This is a genomic window from Cohnella endophytica (assembly GCF_003628305.1).
Lineage (GTDB): Bacteria > Bacillota > Bacilli > Paenibacillales > Paenibacillaceae > Cohnella > Cohnella endophytica.
Map to the genome: position 1 here is coordinate 279,925 of NZ_RBZM01000005.1, position 23,095 is coordinate 303,019.

Here is a 23,095-nt window from a genome sequence, read left to right on the forward strand (position 1 = left end):
TGAACAACCGTGAAACGAAACGGCCTTGCTCTCGCGAGGTCGTTTTTTTGCTTCGTCGGACATATAAATGAACCGAGGCCGAGATCGTCAAGGGAGGGGATCGCCTTGAGTTCCATAATCAATTGGATGGGCGGATGGCCTAAAGATGGGTTGGTTTCCGCGACGGATTGGGAGGAGCGTGTGGAAGCCGCGGCGGCTCTAACCGCTACGGAACGATTGGGAGCGATTGAAAGGAAGGCGGAGCCTCACGGGGAAGAGAAGCTCAAGACGCAGCTTGCTCAAGGTTTTCTGAAGGAGAGGACGGGAGGCAACGGCAGCCTCTTGACCATGACGAACGGAGCGGACGGTTCGATCGCTTGGATCGTCGGACATTTGCTAGTCGCGGGAGACACGGTATTGACGGAGAGATTAACCTCCCGAACGGCGCTTCAAATTTTTCGTAAGGCGGGAATGAACGTAGTCGCCGTCGCGGGCGATCGGCGGGGTTTGGATCCCGAAGCTTTAACGACGGCTTTGTACCGGCATCGACCCAAATTAGTGTATGTCGCTCCGTCTTGTACCGATCCGGAAGGCGCAAATTGGAGTCCGGAGAATAAGCTGGCTTGCCAGGAAAGGTGCCAGGAGGCCGGCGTATGGCTCGTCACGGATGATCGGCAGGAATCGTTACTCTACGAACCGGAAGGGAAGAGGCGGCCAAAGAGAACCGAGGCCGGAGTGTTATCGATAGGTCAATTGCCTCCGGGGTTAATCGCGGGGCTGAGAATCGGTTGGATCATCGGGGCGCCGGAGCGCCGGAATACTCAGTCAAGACAGGGTCAAAAGGGATATACGGACAAAGAGACCGCGATTAGCGAACTGGAACAGAGAGCTTTGTCGCGCCTGATCGAGGAGTTGCCATTAGAGCCCTTACACGAAATGTTGAGGGTGCAATGCAGAGAACGGATGAGGCGGCTGACGGAGTTGTTAGGGCAAAGGGGTATACCGGATATGACGTGGGTCGAGCCGCGAGGGGGATTGCATCTATGGATGAATCTGCCCGCCGGAGTAGATGGCGAAGCCTTATTGCGCGGGGCGTGGCTGAAGGGACTGATTTTCCAACCGGGAGCGCCTTATTACGCCAAGGACCCCCGAATGAACACGATTCGGATTACGCACGCGTACGCCGACGAACGGCAGATGAAGCTCGGGATCGAAAGGCTTGCGGAGAGCGTGGGAGAATTCACGGGACGATGGTCGAGAAGTTAGCCACGCGTCAAACAAGATCGCCGATAGCGAACAATCGCCCGTCCCTGACGAGGACGGTCCGCTGCATCAGTCTTTCGTCCGGATCGTTCAGGCATTTTCCGGTTTCGGAATCGAACGTCCAGAAATGCAAAGGACAGATCAGCATGCCGTTCAACGGGCGTATGTCTCCTCCGGCATGAGGACATACGGCGAGCAGCAGGCGATATTCACCCGCGGACGTCCGGACAAGCCAATAAGGCGTATGCTCCAGCGTAATTTCCGCAGGCAATTCGCCGAAGGCGTCGATCGTTCCGATTTCGATTTCTTGTTCGCGCATTAAACCATGACTCCTTCCGGTTCCGTTTCGAGCTCCCGTTGGACGTATTTCTCCGCCCAAGGAAATTGTTTCGCCCAGACTTGCGTCACTCCCGCGTATTCGCCCAACGCGCTGCGTCCTGCTGGCGTTAAATCGTAGATTCCTTTCGCTACGCGCGCGAACCAACCGTAATAGTTGCTTCTTAGCATGGAGGCCGCGGTTGGGCAGTGGGTTAGATCGCGAACGGTTCTTGGCGCGGAAGGTCCATGGCAGTCCAGTGCAAGGGCGCATTGAATCGCCCTTTCCCGATACGCGGTAATGAGCTTGCGCTTCGTGCTGCCGCCGACGTTGTAGTCGCCGCTTCGCGCGTTGAATTCCTGCATCAGCTTCGCGGCTTTGGCTTTCTTGCGGCCTCCCGGGATCGGAGCGACAGAGTAAGGAGTAAGCCGTTCCGACGCGATCGGGGAAGCCGTGCCGGCATGGGAGGATACGGGCTCGCACCAAACGTCGATAACGGGTTTCTTGGTGCGGTAGAACGTGATCGTGAGAAATCCGAGGTTCAGCCTTCGGCACAACGCGGCGATCTCGGCGAAACGCTGGTTGTGGGCGCCCTTTTTCGTCCGGTTGCGTTCCACGGCTAGCCACACCTCGGCACCGGTTTTCTGCCGGTCCGCGCCTTGGAGCAGCAGCGGCAGGGTGAACGTTTTTTTCATTTCAACGATAATCGGATCCGTTCGGTCCGCCCGATAGGCGACAAGATCGCAGCCCCTAATTTCTGCTTTGACTTCGTAACCTCGCTCTTCGAAAAAGCCTTTGACCGGCGGATACAGCTCGGTTTCTAGTTTGACGGCCAACCGGTTTCCCTCCTTCAAGTTGCGGGAAGCATTGAATTATCGTCATTATAGCATAATGCTTCCCGCGAATTAGAGCGTGTCTGAACAATGTCAGGTCAAATTCGTCCGTCTCCCCGCATAAGTATGTATTACGTCAGGTCAAGAGTAGAGAAGGTAGCGAGGAGGAAGCGGCATGGACATCTTCAGTCGGATCTCAGAGTATCGGGCCGAGAGCGAGAAGCTTAGCTGGTCGGGGACGTTTCGGGATTACATCGATCTACTTCGCCGCGATAATACTCCGGCGATGACCGCTCACGCCCGGGTGTACGATATGATCGTTTCCCACGGTGTCGAGGAGCGGGGAGGTAGTAAAAAATATAAGTTTTTCAACTCCGAGATTTTCGGCCTCGACCAGACGATGGAGAAGCTCGTGGAGGAATATTTCCACTCGGCGGCGAGACGGCTTGACGTGCGCAAAAGGATATTGCTGCTGATGGGACCGGTCAGCGGAGGGAAATCGACGATCGTCACCTTGCTCAAGAAAGGGCTGGAACAATACTCGCGTTCGCCGCGAGGCGCCGTATATGCGATTAAAGGCTGCCCGATGCAGGAGGACCCGTTGCATCTGATTCCCAATGAGCTGCGCTCGGAGGTCGAGAAGGAGCTTGGCGTGCGAATCGAAGGCGATCTATGCCCTTCCTGCCAGATGCGTTTGCGTACCGAGTTCGATGACGATATCGAGCAGGTACCGATTGAACGCGTGCTCATATCGGAGAAAAACCGCGTCGGCATCGGCACGTTCAGCCCGTCGGACCCTAAGTCGCAGGATATCGCGGACTTGACGGGGAGCATCGATTTCTCGACGATTACGGAGTACGGCTCGGAGTCGGACCCGCGCGCGTATCGATTCGACGGGGAGTTGAACAAGGCGAACCGGGGATTGATGGAATTCCAGGAAATGTTGAAATGCGACGAGAAGTTCCTATGGAATCTACTATCGCTGACCCAGGAGGGGAATTTCAAGGCTGGACGGTTCGCGTTGATCAGCGCCGACGAGATGATCGTGGCGCACACCAACGAATCGGAGTATAAGGCGTTCATTTCCAACAAGAAAAACGAAGCGCTACAATCCAGAATGATCGTTATGCCGGTTCCTTACAATCTGAAGGTATCCGCGGAAGAGAAAATATATACGAAGCTGATCGGCCAATCCGATATGAGCCATGTGCATATCGCTCCGCACGCGTTGCGAGCCGCCGCTATTTTCTCCATATTGACCCGATTGAAGGAATCGAAGAAACAAGGCATGGACTTGGTCAAAAAAATGCGAATGTACGACGGCGAAGAGGTGGAAGGTTATAAGGAAGCCGACCTGAAGGAGATGCAAAACGAGTTCGTGGAAGAGGGGATGTCCGGAATAGATCCCCGCTACGTCATTAACCGGATCTCAAGCGCGCTCATTAAACATGATTTGCCGTGCATTAACGCCTTGGACGTTCTGCGCGCTTTGAAAGACGGACTCGACCAGCATCCTTCGATTACGCGGGAGGAACGGGAGAAGTATTTGAACTTCATCTCCGTCGCGCGCAAGGAATACGACAATCTGGCGAAGAAAGAAATCCAGAAGGCTTTCGTGTATTCCTTCGAGGAGTCCGCGCGAACTTTATTCGAGAATTACCTCGATAACATCGAAGCGTATTGCAATTGGGCGAAAATCAAAGATCCTCTGACCGGCGAAGAAATGGACCCGGACGAGAGGCTCATGCGCTCGATCGAGGAGCAGATCGGAGTGTCCGAGAACGCGAAGAAAGCTTTCCGCGAAGAAATCCTGATCCGGATCTCGGCCTATTCGCGTAAAGGCAAGAAGTTCGACTACAGCATGCATGACCGCCTTCGCGAAGCGATCGAGAAAAAGCTGTTCACGGACTTGAAGGACATCGTCAAAATCACGACCTCGACGAAGACGCCCGACGAGAGCCAGCTAAAGCGCATCAACGAAGTAACAAAGCGTCTCATTGACGAGCACCATTACTGTCCCGTGTGCGCGAATGAATTGCTGCGTTACGTGGGCAGTCTACTTAACAGATAAGATTTATTTACCCGATCCGATCACATACCGCGAGACTATTCCCAAGGCGAGAATGACCTTGGGGATAGTCTCTTTGTCTTGACGAAATTCGGAAAGGGGAATAAACTTACGGTAGATCATAATAAACTATGGTTTATTATATTAAACTAACCGGAGGAGATACTATCAATCAACGGAAATATTGGGCTCCCGCCGTCGAGAAAACCCATCTCATCCTGGAACAGATAGCCAAGGAGCCCGGCAAGCTGAAATTAATGGATTTGTCCAATCGTTTGGGCATTCACAAAAGCTCGATGTTCGTGCTGCTTCATACGTTGGAGCAGCTTGGCTGGGTCGGCAAAGGACAGAACGACGCCTATATCCTCGGGCATGTTCTCGGGAGTCTTGGGCATGCGTTTTTAGAACAATTCGACCTAAAGGAACGGTTTCTCGAAGAAGCGGCCAAGACTAGGGATTCATTGCAGGAAACGATTCAACTCGCCAAGCTGGACGGAGACCAAGTTTTTTACTTGGAGAAGGTCGAGATGCCTTCCCGGGTGCGGATCGTGTCCGAACCCGGGATGAGATTTCCCGCGCATGCGACGGCGCTGGGCAAAGCGTTGCTTGCGTGGAGTCCGGAAGGCGCGCTCGAACGAACGTTGCACGACCCGTTAGAGGAGCTTACGCCGAATACGATAACATCGTTAACTCGGCTCGCCCCCCAATTGAAAGCGATAAGAATGGCCGGTTATTCGATCGAGGAACAGGAATCCGTCATGGGTTTCTGCTGCGTCGCCGCGCCGATCTTGGCTTCCGACGGAAGCGCGGTGGCTGCCGTAAGCGCTTCGATCGCTGTTCACAAATGGAATGAAACCCGAGATAAGGCAATCGGGGAAGTACAAGCGCTAGCGAAGAGACTTAGTCTGTCTTTATCCATTCACTAAGGAAGAGAGCTGAGATTAGATATGGCAAGATTAGCGAATAAAGTCGCTTTGATTACCGGCGCGGGATCGGGAATCGGCCAGAGCTCCGCGCTGTTGTTCGCGAAAGAAGGGGCTCGTGTCGTTGTCAACGATCTTGATGCCGTCAAGGGCGAGGAAACGGTCAAAATGATTCGAGATGCAGGCGGCGAAGCGATATTCATCGGCGCCGACGTGACGAAACCCGAACAAGTATCCGCGATGGTAGAGGAGATTAAGCTCGAATACGGCCGTATCGATGTGCTCTTTAACAATGCGGGCATCAGCGGGGTTGGCGTGCTTCACGAGATCGAGCCGGAAGCATGGGATCGCGTGATCAACGTGAACATACGCGGAGTATACTTGCCTTCCAAGTTTGTGATCCCTCTTATGATCGAACAACGCGAAGGATCGATTATTAACATGTCCTCGTGCATCGCCGAGATCGGATTAGCCAAGCGCGCTTCCTACGCGGCGACGAAGGGGGCCGTTCTCGCGCTTACGAAATCGATGCAGGTCGATTATGCGGCATATAACATTCGTGTGAACGCGTTGTTGCCGGGAACGATTCTTACGCCTTTCGTAGAGAACTACTTAAGAACGTCGTATGACGATCCCGAAACGGCGATCGCGTCCTTGAAGACGCGTCAACTGAGCGGCGATCTGGGGCGTCCGCACGATGTCGCCCAGGCGGCTTTGTTCCTCGCTTCGGACGAGTCGAAGTTCATGATGGGTTCCCCGTTCTACATCGACGGCGGCGTCACTTTCGGCAAAAACGCATAGCCATGATTGTTGATTACAATTTAGTTCCTATTATCCCGTTAACGGAGGAATCGTACTTATGAAACTTCTTACATTCGTAAAGCAAGGCGTAACATCGCTTGGAGTAAAGACGGAAAAGGGAGTGTTGGACGTAGCGGAAGCCGCTAAGGAAGCTGGTGCTTGCGTTCCCGATTCGGTTATGTCCGTCATCGAGGAAGGCGTTTCCGCTCTCGGCGCGATCTCCGACCTCGTCGCATCTACTTCCGCGAGTAGCGCGGCATGGCTGCGGGAATCCGATCTCGAGTTCGGTCCGTGCGTCACGGATCCGAAAAAAATGATCTGCGTCGGACTGAACTACCGCAAACATGCGGAAGAGACGAACGCGCCTATTCCGGAATTCCCGATCCTCTTCAATAAATTCCAGAACACCCTTACCGCCCATGGCCGCGACATCGCGATACCTCGCGTTACGAATAAACTGGATTACGAGGCCGAGCTTGTTATCGTCATCGGGAAAAAAGCGAAGTACGTGTCGAAAGAAGACGCGTTGGATCATGTGTTCGGCTACTGCTGCGTCAACGACTTGTCGGCTCGGGACTTGCAGATGCGCACGCCGCAGTGGATGCTTGGCAAGATCGGCGATGATTTCAGCCCGCTCGGACCGTATTTGGTTACGGCGGACGAGGTGGGCGATCCGAATCGGTTGAACATTAAATCGACCGTCAACGGGGAAGTACGCCAGCAGTCCAACACATCGGATATGATCTTCGCTTGCGACGAGATCGTAAGTTATATTTCGCAGCATCTCACGCTGGAACCTGGAGACGTTATTCTCACCGGAACGCCGGAAGGGGTCGTGCTCGGTTATCCGCCGGAGAAACAAATCTATCTGAAGCCGGGGGACGTCGTTACGATCGAGATCGAGAAGCTCGGCTCGTTGACGAATCGGTTCGTGGGAGAATAATAGATTGAATAGATAAAGAGGCAGCACAATAGCCTATCGCTATTGTGCTGCCTCTCCGCGTTGCAATTCTAATTTAATACATTATTTCAATGCTTGAACGAGTTTGTTAAGCAGCGCGTTCTTGGAATCTTGGCTTAGCTCCCAAGCCATCGCTCCTCCAAGTCCTTTGGCCTTAATGTAGGCTGCCTTGTAGGTGATGGATTCGGGATCTTCGTACGAGATCATCGTTCCGGTCGAAGAGTTAAACAACCAAGGAACTTTCGCGTTGTTATCCCAGTACCGGACATACCCCTGCCCATTAATCCATCCCTTTGATATCAAGTTTCCGTATTCGTGAATGCCGTCCGCTATGACGCCGTCCGCAACGCCTTTGCAACTCTGATCCAGGCCGTGATTCGACTGGCCGCATCCTGTCCAACTCCGCCCGTAGAATGGAATACCTACGATTAACTTTTTAGCGGAAGCCCCGGCTTTCAAGTAAGTGTTAACCGCGTAATCGATATTCCCCTTCGAGCTTCCAGCATCGTTGAGATCGGCGTAGAGGGGCGCTTGGTGTCCGCTAACCTGGTCCCAGTTGCCATGATAGTCATAGGTCATCAAGTTGATCCAATCGACAAGGGAATTTAACTTCGCCGTCTCGATGTTGCGAATGTTATCCTCGGATACGCCGACCGCGATCGTGAGCAAGTATTTCTTGCCATCGTTCGTTCCCGCGGCATTCAGCTTGTCGCGGATCGCTTTCAGTAGCATCGTGAAGTTCGTTTTATCCTCAGGTCGAACCTTGTTGCTGGACAACCCTCCGGCAACGGGGTATTCCCAGTCGATATCGACTCCGTCGAAACCATATTTACGGATGAAGCTAACAACGCTATCGGCGAATAGATTGCGTGAATAGATCGACGCGGCGACGTCCGAGAACTGGCCGGACCAACCCCATCCGCCCACGCTGATGAGCGTCTTCAAACCCGGTTTCGCTTTTTTGAGCTTGGTTAGCCGATCGAAATTGGTTTGATCCGCGGCAGGGTCGCCAAGTACGACCTGACCATTCTTAATATTTGCGAAAGCATAGTTTAAGTGGGTCAAGCCCGTTGAACCGATCTGCGAGACATCATAATTCTGATAGAGCGCCCAAGAGGGATAATAGCCGATTATTCGATAGGATGAACTTGGAACGGACGGCGTAGGGGGCGTCGTCGTTGTCGTTCTCGATGCAAGCTCTACTGTTTTGGTAGCGGCGTTCCAATTCAGAGTTAGATTAAGAATTGTCGCTATTGGCCGAACGGGGAGGAACAGCTTCGAACCTCTGAGCGTCGGTACGGCGGATAACGTTATTTTGCTGCCGTTGATGGTTGCCGAACTGTTGTTTAATTCCATTTCGATCGTTGTTTGGGGTTTGGTAAGCTTGAATTTCGTCTTGCTGGTCCAGGCGACTTGCAAGCCGAGAGACTGGATGAACGGACGGGTCTCGACGTATGTATTGCCGCCGAGTTGAACAGGTTGCGAGGAGAAAACAATACGGCTGCCGTTGTAGAATACTTTGATCTCATTGCCTGCGTGGCCTTCTTGCATCGGAATCGAGATGAATCCGACGACGAAGAGCAGCATCACGATGCATAGACGCGTTGCATGACCTTTCATCTGTCACTCTCCCGGTGATAGAGTTTCCGCTTGGGATCGCGGGACTCTATGAGAATAAGTCGTTCACCTTATTTTCCGAGAGAGCGGTTTCTTCGTAAAGGCAAAGAATGTGGGCATAGAGGAGATTTTATACAGATGTCTTCGGGAGAGTGATTCGGAATTGGGTCGTTCCGAGCGGTTGTAACTCGTTCTCTTTCGACAGAATCTCAAGGCTGCCTTTATAATGCTTAACTCGTTCTTGAACGATGGCCAGGCCAAGGCCGGTGTGATCCTTGCCTTTGGAAGTATAACCGGGAGCGAAGATTCGATCTTTGTCATTATCGGAAATGTGGCGCCCTCTGTTCGATACCAGAAGTTCAATGCGTTTCTGTTCGTCTATTCGAATCGACGCATGGACTTGTCGTTGATCCTGCGGAAGGATCTCGGTCTCGTCGAAGGCGTTGTCTACGAGATTTCCGATGATCTTGATAATATCGATAACCTTAACGGTCGTTTCGTGCATGTTCCAATTATCGGGCAGTTCGCAAGTGAACGCTATGCCCTTGCCAATGGCGACCGTCGTCTTCGCTTGCGCGAAAGCCGCCAAGGCTGGAGAAGAATGATGAACGATGTCGCTGACGGAGCGCGTCTCCTTCACTAAATCATTTACGTACGATTTCAACTGCTCCGTTTTCCCCATATGCACCATCGTATGTATAACCTGAACATGATTAAGAAAGTCGTGCCTTTGTCCGCGGATAGACGTAAACATATCGTTAATCTCTTCCACGTACACCTCTTGCGTCATCCGGACCGCTTGCTCCCTTGTTCGGACGAGCAGACGGATAATCGTGACGAGAGAGAGCAGGCTGATAACGATAGTAGCATAGATCAAGGTGGAATTAAGAGGTACATCATATCTTTCCGGCATTATTTGTACGATTTGCAGCGTACCCAGTAGAAAGAATTGCAGTAAAATGAGCGCTAGCACTGCGGTTATCGTACTTCTTTCCAACTCGACGAAAATTGCGAATATTTTTTTGCCAGGGAATTGCTTGCGTCGGCGTATGATCCAGGAAGCCATAAAAATCACGCTTAATAGCGGATAAAGCACGGATAGCAATTCGAAATACTTTGACGTAACCATTTCTTCACGAGTGTCTACTCCATAGCCATAGACCATAATCCCCGTTAACAAGAGATCCATCGCGATGGCAAATATCATGATGAATAAGTAGACGATGAGTTTTTTCTTCGTGCTGACATCTCTGAAGAATACGAATAACAAGAACAATCCAATCAAGAGTGAATTAATAATATGAACATACGAAGGGAGCACTAAGATCATCAAATCCGTATAGACGGAATGAATGACAGCGATAAAGAAAAGACGTTTCATTAGTTTTGGGGGCACGGGGTCAAGAAAAGAGAGGCAAAACAACCAATAAACGAAAATTTGCGGTTGCGACCCAAAGATATCTAGTTTTATAAAGTTTATGATGTCATTCATCTTAGGGCTACGCTCCTCGATTTACTTTAGGTGTACAAATTATGTTTGCGCTTGTGGCAGAGTAATTCTGAATATAGTCGTGCCGACAGCTTGAACTGGATTTTCTTCGGATTGGACTTCAAGGCTGCCATTATAATGCTTGACTCGCTCCTGAACGATGGCAAGTCCAAGGCCGGAGTGATCGTTGCCTTTGGAAGTATAACCGGGAGCGAACATTCGATCTTTGTCTTTATCGGATAGATGACGTCCTCTGTTCGACACCAGGAGTTCAATACGATTTCGTTCGTCTATGCGTATCGAAGCATGAACCTGCCGTTGATTTTGCGGAAGCGTCTCGGTCTCGTCGAAGGCGTTGTCTACGAGATTTCCGATAATCTTGATAATATCGATAACCTTGACGGTCGTTTCTTGCATATTCCAATTGTCAGGCAGTTCGCAAGTGAACCCGATGCCCTTGCCTATTGCGACCGTCGTCTTCGATTGCGCGAAAGCAGCCAGAGCCGGCGAAGAATGGTGGACAATATCGCTCACCGAGCGGGTTTCCTTGACCAATTCACTGATATAGGTATTTAACTGCTCGTTCTTGCCCATTTGCGACATCGTATGCATGACCTGCATATGGTTAAGAAAGTCGTGCCTTTGCCCGCGTATAGACGTAAACATATCGTTAATCTCTTCCACGTACACCTCTTGCGTCATCCGGGCCACTTGCTCCCTTGTGCGGACGAGCAGGCGGATGATGGAAACGAGGGCCAGGACGCTTACGGTAATCGTGATTAGAATCAGACTACCGTTAAGAAAAGGGTTATAACTATCACTCGTCGATAAGATCAGTTGTATCGATCCAAGCAGGCAAAATTGAAAGCAAATAAGCAAAATTACGTTTGTTAACGTCTTACGGTCGTCATTCAAGACGATCGAGAATAGTTTCTTAGTAGAGTAATTGTTTCTGTTCCGTATAAACCAAGAGATGACGAACAGAACCAATAACTCCGGGTACACACACATCATGATATCGAATACATTTTCGCGGATCAGTTCGGCGTGGGTGACGCTTCCGGATATATAGATCATTAAAGAGCTGGAGATCAAATCCATTATAATACCGACAGCGAACCAAAATAATAAGAGGTATAGTTTCTTTTTAATGGGTATTTCTTTGAATACGACAAAAAGCAGGATTGCGCCTACCGATAGTGAATTGATTAAATGCAGAGACAACGGCAGATACAGAATAAGAATGTCGGTGTAGATTGAGTGGGTGATAGAGATAATCGCAATTCTTTTGTACAGCTTAGCAGGCAGTGGATCTAAAAAAGAAAAGCAAAACAACAAGCAGAGAAAAGTTTGCGGTTGAGCAATTAAAATATCGAGCTTTATAAAATTAAGAAACTCGTCCATGATACCTTCCTCGCTCCTCAAATCCTGATAATCAAAATTCTAATGCGCTCAAACAGATGTCTGAGGGAGAGAAATTCGAAATGTAGTTGTACCTATTGTTTGTTCTTTTTTTATGTCTGAGTGTAGTTCCAATTTTCCATTGTAATGTTTGACTCGTTCTTGCACGATGGCAAGTCCGAGGCCGGAGTGGCTTTCACCTTTCGAAGTATAACCAGGGTCGAAAATACGTTCTTTATCATGGTCTAGAATGACGGGACCGTGGTTTGAAACGATAAGTTCTATGATAGATGTCCCTTCCAGTCGGATAGTTGCATGGACTTCCCGTAGTTCTGGTGAAATACTGTCTGACACATCGAAAGCGTTATCAACGAGATTACCGATAATTTTAATGATATCGATAACTTTGACGGTTGTTTCATGATAGTTCCAATTGTCAGGTAGATCGCAAGTGAACTTTATGCCTTTACCAATTGCGACAGTCGTTTTCGCTTTGGCGAATGCTGCCAGAGCCGGCAAAGAATGATACGCAATGTCGCTTACGTCGCGAGTTTCCTTTACTAGTGCTGCCACATATGTTCTGAGTTGATCATTCTTTCCCATCTGAGACATCGTATGAATAACTTGCACATGGTTCAGAAAATCATGTCTTTGTCCACGTATAGAGGTGAACATATCATTGATTTCTTCAACATAAACCTCTTGCGTCATCCTGGCTGCTTGTTCTCTTGTTCGGAGAAGCAGACGGAACATGGAGACGAGGGCAAGTATACTGATGAAAATAAGGACGTATATCAAAATGGAATTAAGGTAATGGTGATCTTCATTAGGGAACAATTGAAAATATTGAAGAATCGCCAAAATAATAAATTGAAAAACAATCAAAATAATCAACTTAGAAATAATATTCTTTTCAATTCCTATTAGGGCGGAAAATAAACGATTTGCTGAAAGCAGTTTTTTATTACGAATAAAATAACTAGCAATAGACGTAATAATTAATTGTGGAAAAATGATCGTAATCATCAGGTAGAGATTATCTTTGAGCATATTCTCGTGCGAAGGGATCTTAAAGATATATATTGCGATTGCGGTTAGAATTAAATCCATTAAAATTCCAAAAAACAAGGTAAAGAACAGAAGGACTAATTTCTTTTTAGTGCTAAGTTCCCTGAAGACGAAAAATAATAGTACTGTTCCTGCCAAAAGCGTATTTATAATAATCAAGGGAGCAGGAAGTATAAGAATTAATGAGTCGGTATATACGGAATGTAATAAGGTAATAATACCCAATCTTTTATATAAATTTTTCGGTAAAGGATCGAGAAAAGAGAAACAAAATAACCAATACACAAAAAATTGAGGCTGCGAAACTAGGAGATCAAGTTTTAAGAATGTAATAAATTCCTGCATGACAACTTTTCTCTCCCAAATATTTCTTAGAGTAATTCCTTTATACCATTAAACATAGGGAATATGGAGTATTATTTCGTTAATTATGTAAGAAAATATGGATGCGTTTTCTAAGAATAATGATAAAATAGAATTGTAAAGTTGAACTTATGTACATGAAACATATGCGCGGAGGCTCTAACACAATGAAATTTGCTGGTTTCATGTTTTTCTCTACTCTAGAAAATTTATCATTTTTCTTTTTTATTTTTGTTCTATTTAGATTTAACATAAGAGAGAACATCCTAAAGTTCGGTGTATTCTCTGTAGTACTAAGTCTTGTATCCAACTCTCTGCAAACTGAATTTTTGCAGGCTACCTCATCTTTAGTTCAAGCTATCTTTATTATATTATTCGTGATGTTTTTTCTTAGGGTTCATTTATTTAACGCCACGGTTGTTGTAATAACAGGATACATTATTAATTTTATGGTCCAATGGATGACTGCGGGTTTGTACTTGCATACGGGAATATTAACTGACTTAATGAATACTGATGATGGGTATATCCTGCAAGTTTCATCTGCTTTTCTTATGCTGGTATTTTCACTAGTCATCTGGAGTAATAAGGGTGGCTTTAGTTTCGTAGAAAATAAAAGTAGATTGAAAAACGGAAGAACCTACATAAAAGAAAACAAAGTTTTTATTTTCTTTTTAATTATCGCAATTTTTGTTGTGTTCGTTGCTAACTTTTTGTTTATTACGATTAGTAAACCTCCTTACTTGTTAGTCTCTATAATTTTACTTAGTACTCTGGTTGTATTGTTATATCTAACTGTTAGGAGGGATGAGCGGAATGATTGAGAACATGGCATTAAAGCTTGCAATAAAGATAAAGAATCTGGAACCTAATCAAACGGCAAGCGTGGAAGTAATGAAGTTTTCAATCGAAGCACTATTGAATAATCTCATTACGCTTGTCCTTGTGCTTGTACTTGCAATTTGTACAGATTCGGTTTTTTTAGCACTCATGGGACTTATCGCATTTTCCGTGTTAAGGTTTTTTTCAGGCGGTTATCATTTTAAAAATTCCATTACTTGTTCGATTGTTTCAACTATAATTATCTTCGTCTCCACTCAGATCGAACTCTCGCACAATTATTTTGTTCTACTAAGCGTAATTAGCCTTATCATCGTACTTATTTATGCGCCAGCTAATATTGCTAATCACGCGCGTATCGACAGCAAGTACTTTCCTTTATTAAAAATTGTTGCTACGATTATAGTGCTTTCCAGTGTTATAATCGTGTCATCAACTGTAACTCTAGCTGTTTTTTTTCAGTCACTTACTTTATTAATACCTAATAAGGAGGTGGGAATATGAAGCGGGATTTTGCAGTCATGATTTCGAAGATCTTAGTATTGGTAGCTGCTGTATTTGTAAGTACGGCGAGTCTCTTTATGATTCACCGTCCAGAAATTCCAGAAGAGTTGAAAAAGACACAATAACAGCAAAGGGGAAGAAAACATGAACGATCAAATCCGCTTATTGGACCGCGACGGGAATCCATGCACGATTAACATTGCCGATCTCATCTCGATTAAGCCAACTGCGGATGGTCCCGAGTTCTATACGAAGGACGGCATGTTTTTCTATCCCACGACATTGGATGAATTGCTTATCTTATTCAAGGATTTAGGCTTCGAACGTCTGGACAGGACGAACATAGTCAACATGAATCACGTTAAATCATTTGATCCTAAGGCGCGAAAGGTTTATTTCGAGCATCCAGTGACTAAGGATAGCAAATTCGCGACCGTCTCGGAGGCCAACGTAGGCAAGGTTGAGCACTTAGCCAAAGAACAGAAAGAAGCGTACAAAGCATTTCCGAAGCCATCGTTGTTTTGGAAAAAGTAAGCGCAATCAGATGGAGTGCCCGCCAAACCGCCGAGGTTTGGTTTTTTGGTTTTTAATAATGAGATCATCTCTTTATAGACAACAACTATATAATGTATAGATTTTATATATTTCACCTATATACCCTTGCGTGGTATATCTGCCTTATGAGCAAACCATACAAGGAGGGATGGCAATGACAAGGTCCAACGATGCAAATCAAAAGGTTCACTGGGAGGCGGGGACATACGATGAGTCGATGGGATTCGTCTCGCTGTTCGGCGAGGAACTTATCTCATGGCTGAAGCCGCGAAGCGGGGAAAGGATTATCGATTTCGGATGCGGCACGGGGGACCTGGCTGCTCGAATCGCAGCCTCAGGGGCTGATGTGCATGGCGTTGATATTTCCCCGGAAATGGTCGAGAGAGCGCGCGACAAATATCCCCAACTTACTTTCGAATGCTCGGACGTCACGAAATGGCGAGCGAAGAAGCCGTATGACGCCGTGTTTAGCAATGCGGCATTGCATTGGATGAAGGATGCCGAAGGTGCGGCCGAAAGTTTGACGAGCGGTCTCGAAGCCGGAGGGAGGCTGGTCGTTGAACTGGGCGGATACGGGAATGTGCAAACGATTATTGAAGCAATGAAAGAAACTTTAGGCGAGTATGGTCGGGAAGATGCGTTTGTCATGCCTTGGTATTTTCCGAAGATGGGGGAATATTGTTCGTTGCTTGAGAAATACGGACTAGAAATCAGGAACGCGATTCACTTCGATCGTCCGACGCGTCTTGAGGAAGGCGAAGAGGGAATGAAAGGCTGGCTGAGGATGTTCGGACATGCGATGTTCCCCCAAGCCGGCGAATCGGAAAAGGAGCAATGGATTCGCGACGCGTCCGACCGGATGAGAAAGCAACATCATTCGCTCTACCAAGACGGCGCATGGACGGCCGATTACCGACGGCTAAGAATATACGCGATTAAACGGTAATGTAAATAGAGCACAATTGCACAAAGACTTCACCTTTCCGTTCATTGACTTAAGTACGCAACTCAGGCAGAATGGGGACATCTTAGTCAGTGGGGATGGTTTGACACCATGAAGCTTTTCAAGAGTTGGATCGGCATTTTAATGCTGGCGCTCCCGTCGTTGTTCGCTTTCGCGACGCAGACTTTAACGGGAACGATCAACTTGATACTCGTCGGAGATCTTGGATTCGTAATCATTGCCGTAGTCGGCGTATCCAATATTATTATGTACAACGTGTTTGCGATCTTTTCGGGGATCGGCCATTCGGTTAACTATCTTGTCGCGCAGAACTTCGGAGCCAAGGAAATGCGCAAAGGGATGCAAAGGATGTATCTCGCGCTTTTCGTTAGCGTTGGTGTAGGGGTAATCATAACCTTGGCGGGCTGGCTGGCGAGCGGAGCGGTTCTTAAGTTGACTGGAGGTTCTTCGGAGCTGATCTCAACGGGAGGGGAATACCTGGAACTCCGCTTCTATGCGATGGCTTTCGGGATCATCAGCTTCGTGTTCCATGGTTTCTTCCGGGGAGTAGGCGATACGCGCACGTCGATGATCGTCTCGATTTTGGCCAACGTTCTCATGGTCGGGCTTACTTACGGGCTAACGTACGGTCATTGGGGATTGCCGGATATGGGGATTATAGGCGCAGGTTATGCTTTATTGATCGGCGAAGCGGTGCAATTGTTAATCTGTCTCATCGTATTCTTAGGTCCGATGCACAAACGGTATCAGACAAGAAAGCTGCAAGAACCGGATTGGAAAGAACTGAAGCTGATTTCCCGAGAAAGCGGGAAATTAGGCTTGCAAGAATTCTCGATGAGCGTGTCCATGTACATCTTCACGATGTTCGTTCTGACGCTTGGGGATCTTGCCGCCGCGGCTAACGAGGTCGCGCTCAGCATCATGTCGTTCGGCTTCATGCCCGCGTTCGCGTTCGGTTCGACCGCAACGATCTTGGTTGGTCAGGAGCTTGGCAAGCAAAGGCCGAAAGAAGCGAAGGCGGCGGGAACGAACGCCGCGATCTTGGGTACGATCTTCCTGGTCGCGCTCGGAACGGTGGAGATGATCTGGTCCGTTCCGATCGCGAAGCTGTACAGCAACGACCCGGGAGTGTACGAATTGGCGGCGCATCTGATTAAAGTTTCCGCTTACTTGCAGATCTTCGACGGATTCTACAACTTCTATGCAGGCGGATTAAGAGGCATCGGGGACACGACGTTCTTAATGAGGTCTTCATTTGTCCTCAGCATATTCATGTTCGTTCCGCTCACTTATTTATTCGTGACGGTCTTCGACTGGGGAAGCACCGGGGCGTGGCTTGCGTTATATACCTTCCTCGTCGCCCTCGGATCAGCCGTGCTCATACGCTATTACAGAACGGACTTTACATCGGTAAAACTAACAGTAGCGCACGTATAATCGTACCAACGACGGCGGGGCCGTCGTGTAATGGGAAGCAAGTTTACCCGTTCACGACTTCCCCGCCGTTTACGTGCAGTACCTGTCCCGCCATATAGGACGAGTCCTCACTAGCTAAGTACACATAAGCGGGAGCAAGTTCATCGGGCTGTCCGGCACGTTTCATCGGGGTATCGGAACCGAAATTCGCGACCTTCTGGGCATCGAAAGTCGAGGGTATTAGCGGCGTCCATATCGGACCTGGAGCGACGGCATTCACGCGAATGCCTTGTCCGATGACGTTCATGGCTAAGGATCGAGTGAATGAGACGATGGCGCCTTTGGTTGCGGAATAATCGAGCAACGCAGGACTTCCGCGGTAAGCCGTGATCGAAGCCGTGTTAATGACCGTCGCTCCTGCGGACATATGCGGCAGCGCGGCTTGAGTGAGATAGAACATTCCGAACACGTTCGTACGGAACGTCCGCTCCAACTGCTGAGGGGTAATCTGCTCCAATTTGTCTTGCGGGTGCTGCTCGGCGGCGTTATTCACGACGATATCCAAACGGCCGAATGCTTCTAAGGTCTGATTTACGGCTTGCTTGCAAAATTCGGGCTTTCCGATGTCTCCGCGCAGAAGCAAGCATCGCTGCCCCTCGGCGGAGATCTGCTTCATCGTCTCGTCGGCATCAGGGTCTTCGTTCAAGTAGATGACGGCTACGTCTGCGCCTTCCTTGGCGTAGATAATCGATACGGCTCGTCCGATTCCGCTGTCTCCTCCGCTAACGATGGCCACCTTGCCCATCAGCTTACCGGCAGGTTTGTAGATCGGCGACTCCGCTTCGGGCGCGGGGTTCATGTTGAGCTCGATTCCGGGCTGCCGATTCTGGTGCTGCGGTGGAAAAGACGTTGGACGCTGCGGCGTCGGCGTCTGGGATTGCGCTACCGGAGGTTGGGATGAAGTTGTCATGGCGATTCGCTCCTTTCTGTATACCTTAAGGTTAGACAAATCCGGTCCTTCCTACGCATACATAACGAAAAAAGGCAATTCGCTCACTGGCGAATTGCCTGTCCATTTCATGACTTATGGCAGCCTCTTCTGCTGTGCTTACAAAAAGATGCAAGATGCACTTTTTTACCAAAAGAGATAGAATAGATTTATTAGAAAAACACACTCAGCACTATGGACATGGGGGATTTAAGGGCTTGAATGAGGCAAATGAACTGACGCTAAGATCGTTTATTAATGCCAATGCGATGACTATCCAACAATTTTTTTCCATAGCTTTACAAGTCATGGAGATGCTTCGAGAGCGGAATCAGAACGAGGTTGGTTTCTTCTCAATTACCACGGAAAATTTATTGATTAGCTTCGAAGACGGGCAATTGATGCTTAGGCGGGAACTGCAGCATAGCGCTTCCAATGAAGAGCTTGCCTACATTTCTCCAGAACATACGGGCCGCATGAAACGGAAAGTGGATCTACGCAGTGATTTGTATGTAGTAGGCATTCTTTTCTATGAGCTGCTAACGGGAGAACTTCCGTTAAAAGCAAATACGGTTAGTGATTGGATCTATGCCCACATGGCCATGCTGCCAGTTCCTCCGCGCACGGTTAACCCCGGTATTCCGCAAGTGTTGAATGACCTTGTCATGAAGCTTCTTTCCAAATCAGTCGAAGATCGCTATCAAAGCGTGTACGGTCTCCATGACGATCTGAACAAATGCTCCGATCAATGGATCGAGAAAGGAGCGATTGATCCCTTTCTATTGGGAGAAGTTGATGTACGCGGCCGATTTCGGTTGCCTGATCGGCTTTATGGCCGGGATCTTGAATGGCAGCAGCTTAAGGATTCGTATGAGTGCTCCTGTTCAGGCTCCAAAGCGCTATTATTCATTGGCGGCCGTGCTGGAAGCGGTAAATCCATGCTCGTCAAAGCCCTTCAAAAGCACGTGATACAAAATAAGGGCTATGTGGTCTTAGGCAAATATGAACCGCATCAGGAATCCAAGCCGTATGCCGCGCTCGTTACGGCTTTATCGGATCTGATTCGGCAGATTTTGGCGGGCGGGGCAGATCAGCATGCGCGATTGAAAACGAAGCTGTTAACAGCTTTAGGGCAAAGCGGGAGTGTGCTTACACAAGTGATTCCCGAGTTAACCTGGATTATCGGAGAGCAGCGGCCGGTCGAGAATTTGTCTCCATTGGAAGCGACAAACCGATTTCGGATGCTTTTTGGCAATCTGATCAAGGCCTTTGCAGACGAACTGCATCCACTCGTGATCGGGTTAGAAGATTTACAATGGGCGGATTCGGCCTCGATTCAACTGCTCCGGGATTTATGGAACCATGCATCGCTTAATTGTGCGTTGATTATCGGAACGTATCGGGATGATGAACTTGATGAGAGCCACGCGTTCAGAACGTTATTTCTCGAACCTTCCGATTCCTTGGATACCGGCAGTCATTTTATGAATATCCGTGCACTTGGGCATTCGGATGTTGTCCGATATGTCGCGGACATGCTGCATGACGATGCAAGCGAAGTAAAACCGTTGGCGGAGGTCCTTAATCGGCAATCAGCAGGAAATCCCTTTTATATCACACAAATGCTGCAAACGTACTATGATCAAAGTCTCCTCTCTTTTAACCCTAATCAGCAGCGTTGGACTTGGAATCTTGAGGGGATTGGGCAACTTGAAGGGTTTCATGATGTCATTGATCTGATTATGAAAAGATTTGAAACGCTTCCGGAGGAAACTCGGCATATTCTGGGGTTGGCGGGCTGTCTGGGGAGCTCTTTTGATCTTATGATGCTTTCAACCCTCTATGGGAAATCCAGCACGCATACGGAACAAGACTTGCTGCCGGCGGTAAGCGGAGGATTGATAGTGGCCGAAGAAAACCGTTATAGGTTCCAGCATGATCAAGTACAGGAAGCTGCTTACGAGCTGCTGCCGCATGATGAAAAAAAGCGGATTCACTTAAAAATCGGCCGTTCGATGCTGCAGTTTCTTCATCCGGACAACGCCGGCGATCTTTTGTTCGAACTCGTACATCATTTGAATGCAGGCAGTGAGTATATGACTGATCCTGCGGAAATGGATCAATTGGCTCAGCTTAACCTTCAAGCGGGAAAAAGGGCGAAAGCTTCCGCTGCATATGGCCAGGCATTGGAACTTTTGAAGAAGGGGACACGATTGGTTGAGGGCGAAGGATGGTCCCGGCAGGATGCACTGTATTCGAATCTCTTGCTTGAAAGCTCGGAATGCCACTATTTTTGCGGTTATTTTGAGCAAGCGGAGGCTGAACTGGATCAGTTGCTGCTATATGTGAACAATCCGGCGGATCGGGCCAAGATCTACGTCATCCAGATTACGATGTTTGCTTTTCGCAAAAGAGAGAGTGAAGCTTGTCGTATTGCTCTTAAAGCGATGGCGGAATTTGGTTTGCATATCCCTTCGAATTCTTCGAGTCTCTCCATCCTGACAGAGGTTACGAAGACGCAATTACGGCTTGCGAGAAAACGGGGTCTTTTAAAGGGATTGCCGATGAGTCACGATCCCAGGCAGCAAGCGCTTGCGGATATTGTCATGGCCTCATCGTCCATTCTGTTTATTGTCAATGAGAAATTGTCTGCCATTGTGCTTGCCAAATATGTACGAATGTCGTTAAAGCATGGAAATTCGGAAGCTTTTTCAATTGCGCTCGGTTCTTATGCGATCGCTTTGTGCTTCGGATTAAAGCTCTATAAACCGGCCTTGCGTTTAGTTGAGGTTGCCTTCCATCATTCGGAGAAAATAGATCGTGTCTTATTACAAGGAAAAATGCATTGCATCATGGGATTGATTTTACAATTCTTGCAGCCTCGGCAATCGGACCGTTATTTTCAAAAAGCGGGACAGTTAAGCTTGGAAGGCGGAGATCTGGTTTATGCAGGTTACGCGATATCTTCGCAATTGATTTCGGGCAGTGAAGATCTACGATATTTGCATCAACTATGTCATGTATACGCGGAAAAAGGGGTTCGAGCGCTGGACGTTATGACCCTAAGGGTGCTTTACCTAACCAAGCAATACGTACATATTTTACAAAGCGCCACCGATTCGAAAATAACTTTCAATAGCGAGCATTTCGATGAGGGCGAACTGCATCGTGAAGAAATCGTCAACGAAACGTATAAATCAAATCTCTATTTCTATTACACTTGCAAGCTTGAGGTTTATTATTTATATGCCCATTATTCAGAAGCTGTGGCTCTGGCTGAAGCATCCGTAAAAATCGAGAATCACAGCGTGCTGTCTTTCAATCAGAGACACTGTTTCTATCATGCTTTGGCAATCATAGCTGAATATCCCGGCGCTTCGGATTCTGTAAAAAGCAGCTATCGTAAAGTTATAAATAAATTGCTGGCTCGGATGAAGTTATGGACAAAGGTCGTTCCGGAGAGCACCATGTCCAAATATAAGCTGATGCTGGCGGAATGGGCGCGTCTAAATCACGATCATGCGAAGGCAGCGAAGCTGTATGATCAAGCCATTCAATGGGCTCAAGAAAAGGGCTATCCACGAGATGAAGCGATTGCCGCGGAACTGGCAGCTAACTTTCATCTAGCATTGAACAATCATCCATTGGCTGAAGTATATTTGCGGAATGCTTGCGAGGCTTACTTCAGGTGGGGAGCAACCGGGAAGGTAAATCGCTTGCAAGCACGCTATCCAGCCCTTGCCGCACTTTCATTCAAAGAATGGGGCGAAGCTAAAGGTCCCGATAGAAGTACAGTGAAGGAAAAGCAGCAGGCAAACAGCAATTCCCATGCTGAACTAGGAAGAGATCTGGATATGGCGGTACTTCGGCAAGCTCATAAAATCAAATCCGGGGATCTGGCAGAATCGGAGTTGCTGGATACCTTCCTTCAGTTGTCTATCCGTAATGCCGGCGCCGAGAAAGGGCTTGTCCTACTCAGCAAGCAGGGGAAATGCGTCATAGAGGCTCAGCAAGAGATCAACCGTGAACGGGTTACTTCCATAGATAGCATAGGCGAGTATGCTGCTTCGGTGGTTGAATTCGTCATGAGAACGAGGGAGTCTGTTGTTCTTGGCGAAGCAAGCCAGAGTCTGTTTGCAACAGATCCTTACATCCAAGAAAAGCAGCCTAGATCGATTCTCTGTTTGCCTGTTCGTTATGCGGATCACCGGAGCGGGGTTTTGTATTTGGAAAATAATTTAATTTGCGATGCTTTTACGGCGGAGCGATTAGAAGTGCTCGAAATGATATTTTCACGAATGGTTTATCAAAGGTTATGGCAATTAGAGAGCCATGGGGATTCAATTGCGAATGCAGATCAATTAGAGGAGACTCTGGTCGAATTGCTAACGAGTCGCGAGCTGGAGATTATTCGTCTCATGGCTGAAGGATTGTCCAATAAACAAATCGCATTGGATTTGGACATTACGGAAGGAACCGTAAAGAGCCATGCGAATAACATTTATGGGAAACTGCAAGTCAATAAAAGAGTACAAGCAATCAAAAAGGCAAGGGAACTTCAACTATTAAATTAGCTCATCAATCTGTCTCACGAACACTAGGCTGTTGCTGATTTCATTTGGAAATCGGTGACAGTCTATTTGTATTTAATCAGGAAAAACTACGACTTCTTTTGACAAATAGAGGGTATTTTGTCGAATCTATAACTTTCTATAGATGTACGTTTGTCGCTTTTTATATAGAATT

At 48.0% G+C, this 23,095-nt stretch carries 19 protein-coding genes; 12 read left to right on the plus strand and 7 right to left on the minus strand.

Features of this window, described 5'->3' with window-relative positions; genetic code table 11:
• Positions 1-105: 105 nt before the first annotated feature.
• Positions 106-1,245, plus strand: coding sequence for an aminotransferase class I/II-fold pyridoxal phosphate-dependent enzyme (locus D7Z26_RS11515; RefSeq protein ID WP_120977003.1), 1,140 nt, complete (start codon positions 106-108; stop codon positions 1,243-1,245).
• A 7-nt stretch (positions 1,246-1,252) separates the two neighbouring features.
• Here the strand turns inward: D7Z26_RS11515 and D7Z26_RS11520 are convergent, their stop codons facing one another.
• Both D7Z26_RS11520 and D7Z26_RS11525 read right to left on the minus strand, forming a co-directional pair.
• On the minus strand, positions 1,253-1,561 hold the full coding sequence (locus D7Z26_RS11520) for a Rieske (2Fe-2S) protein (protein WP_120977005.1): 309 nt from the start codon (positions 1,559-1,561) through the stop codon (positions 1,253-1,255).
• Positions 1,561-2,394, minus strand: coding sequence for a DUF2161 domain-containing phosphodiesterase (locus tag D7Z26_RS11525; protein WP_120977007.1), 834 nt, complete (start codon positions 2,392-2,394; stop codon positions 1,561-1,563). The genes D7Z26_RS11520 and D7Z26_RS11525 overlap by 1 nt, the downstream gene beginning before the upstream one ends.
• Before the next feature lie 172 nt (positions 2,395-2,566).
• Here D7Z26_RS11525 and D7Z26_RS11530 point away from each other — a divergent pair, with 172 nt between their 5' ends.
• The 4 genes from D7Z26_RS11530 (at position 2,567) to D7Z26_RS11545 (ending at position 7,126) form a co-directional block, all read left to right on the plus strand.
• Positions 2,567-4,462, plus strand: a complete 1,896-nt coding sequence (locus D7Z26_RS11530; RefSeq protein ID WP_120977009.1) for a PrkA family serine protein kinase — start codon at positions 2,567-2,569, stop codon at positions 4,460-4,462.
• Between the two features lie 128 nt (positions 4,463-4,590).
• Positions 4,591-5,385, plus strand: a complete 795-nt coding sequence (locus D7Z26_RS11535) for an IclR family transcriptional regulator (protein ID WP_120977011.1) — start codon at positions 4,591-4,593, stop codon at positions 5,383-5,385.
• Between the two features lie 21 nt (positions 5,386-5,406).
• The gene (locus D7Z26_RS11540; protein WP_120977013.1) at positions 5,407-6,183 is read left to right on the plus strand and encodes an SDR family NAD(P)-dependent oxidoreductase; all 777 of its coding nucleotides are present in this window, start codon (positions 5,407-5,409) and stop codon (positions 6,181-6,183) included.
• 58 nt (positions 6,184-6,241) lie between these two features.
• A complete protein-coding gene (locus D7Z26_RS11545) occupies positions 6,242-7,126 on the plus strand; it encodes a fumarylacetoacetate hydrolase family protein (RefSeq protein WP_120977015.1) in 885 nt (294 codons plus the stop codon).
• 81 nt (positions 7,127-7,207) lie between these two features.
• Here D7Z26_RS11545 and D7Z26_RS11550 read toward each other — a convergent pair whose 3' ends face one another.
• From D7Z26_RS11550 to D7Z26_RS11565, 4 genes are all read right to left on the minus strand, one after another.
• The gene (locus D7Z26_RS11550; protein ID WP_120977017.1) at positions 7,208-8,764 is read right to left on the minus strand and encodes a glycosyl hydrolase family 18 protein; all 1,557 of its coding nucleotides are present in this window, start codon (positions 8,762-8,764) and stop codon (positions 7,208-7,210) included.
• Positions 8,765-8,891: 127 nt separating this feature from the next.
• Entirely contained in the window at positions 8,892-10,142 is a 1,251-nt protein-coding gene (locus tag D7Z26_RS11555) for a sensor histidine kinase (protein WP_158602273.1), read from the minus strand.
• A 150-nt stretch (positions 10,143-10,292) separates the two neighbouring features.
• Positions 10,293-11,327 carry a sensor histidine kinase gene (locus tag D7Z26_RS11560; protein ID WP_158602274.1) on the minus strand — a complete coding sequence of 345 codons (1,035 nt, stop codon included), beginning with the start codon at positions 11,325-11,327 and terminating at the stop codon, positions 10,293-10,295.
• Between the two features lie 375 nt (positions 11,328-11,702).
• Positions 11,703-13,064 carry a sensor histidine kinase gene (locus D7Z26_RS11565; RefSeq protein ID WP_120977023.1) on the minus strand — a complete coding sequence of 454 codons (1,362 nt, stop codon included), beginning with the start codon at positions 13,062-13,064 and terminating at the stop codon, positions 11,703-11,705.
• Positions 13,065-13,249: 185 nt separating this feature from the next.
• Between D7Z26_RS11565 and D7Z26_RS11570 the strand changes: the two genes are divergently transcribed.
• From D7Z26_RS11570 to D7Z26_RS11595, 6 genes are all read left to right on the plus strand, one after another.
• Positions 13,250-13,906, plus strand: a complete 657-nt coding sequence (locus tag D7Z26_RS11570; protein WP_120977025.1) for a hypothetical protein — start codon at positions 13,250-13,252, stop codon at positions 13,904-13,906.
• Positions 13,899-14,426, plus strand: coding sequence for an accessory gene regulator B family protein (locus tag D7Z26_RS11575; RefSeq protein WP_158602275.1), 528 nt, complete (start codon positions 13,899-13,901; stop codon positions 14,424-14,426). The genes D7Z26_RS11570 and D7Z26_RS11575 overlap by 8 nt, the downstream gene beginning before the upstream one ends.
• Entirely contained in the window at positions 14,423-14,551 is a 129-nt protein-coding gene (locus tag D7Z26_RS11580; RefSeq protein WP_120977029.1) for a cyclic lactone autoinducer peptide, read from the plus strand. Before D7Z26_RS11575 ends, D7Z26_RS11580 begins: the two co-directional genes overlap by 4 nt.
• Before the next feature lie 19 nt (positions 14,552-14,570).
• The gene (locus tag D7Z26_RS11585) at positions 14,571-14,960 is read left to right on the plus strand and encodes a LytTR family transcriptional regulator DNA-binding domain-containing protein (protein WP_120977031.1); all 390 of its coding nucleotides are present in this window, start codon (positions 14,571-14,573) and stop codon (positions 14,958-14,960) included.
• Positions 14,961-15,135: 175 nt separating this feature from the next.
• A complete protein-coding gene (locus tag D7Z26_RS11590; protein WP_120977033.1) occupies positions 15,136-15,927 on the plus strand; it encodes a class I SAM-dependent methyltransferase in 792 nt (263 codons plus the stop codon).
• A gap of 108 nt (positions 15,928-16,035) precedes the next feature.
• Positions 16,036-17,382, plus strand: a complete 1,347-nt coding sequence (locus D7Z26_RS11595; protein WP_120977035.1) for an MATE family efflux transporter — start codon at positions 16,036-16,038, stop codon at positions 17,380-17,382.
• Positions 17,383-17,425: 43 nt separating this feature from the next.
• On the opposite strand, the gene D7Z26_RS11600 is transcribed toward D7Z26_RS11595, so the two are convergent.
• The gene (locus D7Z26_RS11600; protein ID WP_120977038.1) at positions 17,426-18,331 is read right to left on the minus strand and encodes an SDR family oxidoreductase; all 906 of its coding nucleotides are present in this window, start codon (positions 18,329-18,331) and stop codon (positions 17,426-17,428) included.
• A gap of 236 nt (positions 18,332-18,567) precedes the next feature.
• Between D7Z26_RS11600 and D7Z26_RS11605 the strand changes: the two genes are divergently transcribed.
• Positions 18,568-22,923 carry a helix-turn-helix transcriptional regulator gene (locus D7Z26_RS11605; protein WP_158602276.1) on the plus strand — a complete coding sequence of 1,452 codons (4,356 nt, stop codon included), beginning with the start codon at positions 18,568-18,570 and terminating at the stop codon, positions 22,921-22,923.
• The last annotated feature ends 172 nt before the right edge of the window (positions 22,924-23,095 follow it).

Excerpts from the sequence above, each read along its gene's own strand:
- D7Z26_RS11520 (WP_120977005.1), bottom strand. The coding sequence starts at position 1,561 with ATGCGCGAACAAGAAATCGAAATCGGAACGATCGACGCCTTCGGCGAA.
- D7Z26_RS11530 (WP_120977009.1), top strand. The coding sequence starts at position 2,567 with ATGGACATCTTCAGTCGGATCTCAGAGTATCGGGCCGAGAGCGAGAAG.
- D7Z26_RS11535 (WP_120977011.1), top strand. The coding sequence starts at position 4,591 with ATGGTTTATTATATTAAACTAACCGGAGGAGATACTATCAATCAACGG.
- D7Z26_RS11540 (WP_120977013.1), top strand. The coding sequence starts at position 5,407 with ATGGCAAGATTAGCGAATAAAGTCGCTTTGATTACCGGCGCGGGATCG.
- D7Z26_RS11545 (WP_120977015.1), top strand. The coding sequence starts at position 6,242 with ATGAAACTTCTTACATTCGTAAAGCAAGGCGTAACATCGCTTGGAGTA.
- D7Z26_RS11550 (WP_120977017.1), bottom strand. The coding sequence starts at position 8,764 with ATGAAAGGTCATGCAACGCGTCTATGCATCGTGATGCTGCTCTTCGTC.
- D7Z26_RS11555 (WP_158602273.1), bottom strand. The coding sequence starts at position 10,142 with ATGAAACGTCTTTTCTTTATCGCTGTCATTCATTCCGTCTATACGGAT.
- D7Z26_RS11560 (WP_158602274.1), bottom strand. The coding sequence starts at position 11,327 with ATGATCTATATATCCGGAAGCGTCACCCACGCCGAACTGATCCGCGAA.
- D7Z26_RS11565 (WP_120977023.1), bottom strand. The coding sequence starts at position 13,064 with ATGCAGGAATTTATTACATTCTTAAAACTTGATCTCCTAGTTTCGCAG.
- D7Z26_RS11570 (WP_120977025.1), top strand. The coding sequence starts at position 13,250 with ATGAAATTTGCTGGTTTCATGTTTTTCTCTACTCTAGAAAATTTATCA.
- D7Z26_RS11575 (WP_158602275.1), top strand. The coding sequence starts at position 13,899 with ATGATTGAGAACATGGCATTAAAGCTTGCAATAAAGATAAAGAATCTG.
- D7Z26_RS11580 (WP_120977029.1), top strand. The coding sequence starts at position 14,423 with ATGAAGCGGGATTTTGCAGTCATGATTTCGAAGATCTTAGTATTGGTA.
- D7Z26_RS11585 (WP_120977031.1), top strand. The coding sequence starts at position 14,571 with ATGAACGATCAAATCCGCTTATTGGACCGCGACGGGAATCCATGCACG.
- D7Z26_RS11590 (WP_120977033.1), top strand. The coding sequence starts at position 15,136 with ATGACAAGGTCCAACGATGCAAATCAAAAGGTTCACTGGGAGGCGGGG.
- D7Z26_RS11595 (WP_120977035.1), top strand. The coding sequence starts at position 16,036 with ATGAAGCTTTTCAAGAGTTGGATCGGCATTTTAATGCTGGCGCTCCCG.
- D7Z26_RS11600 (WP_120977038.1), bottom strand. The coding sequence starts at position 18,331 with ATGACAACTTCATCCCAACCTCCGGTAGCGCAATCCCAGACGCCGACG.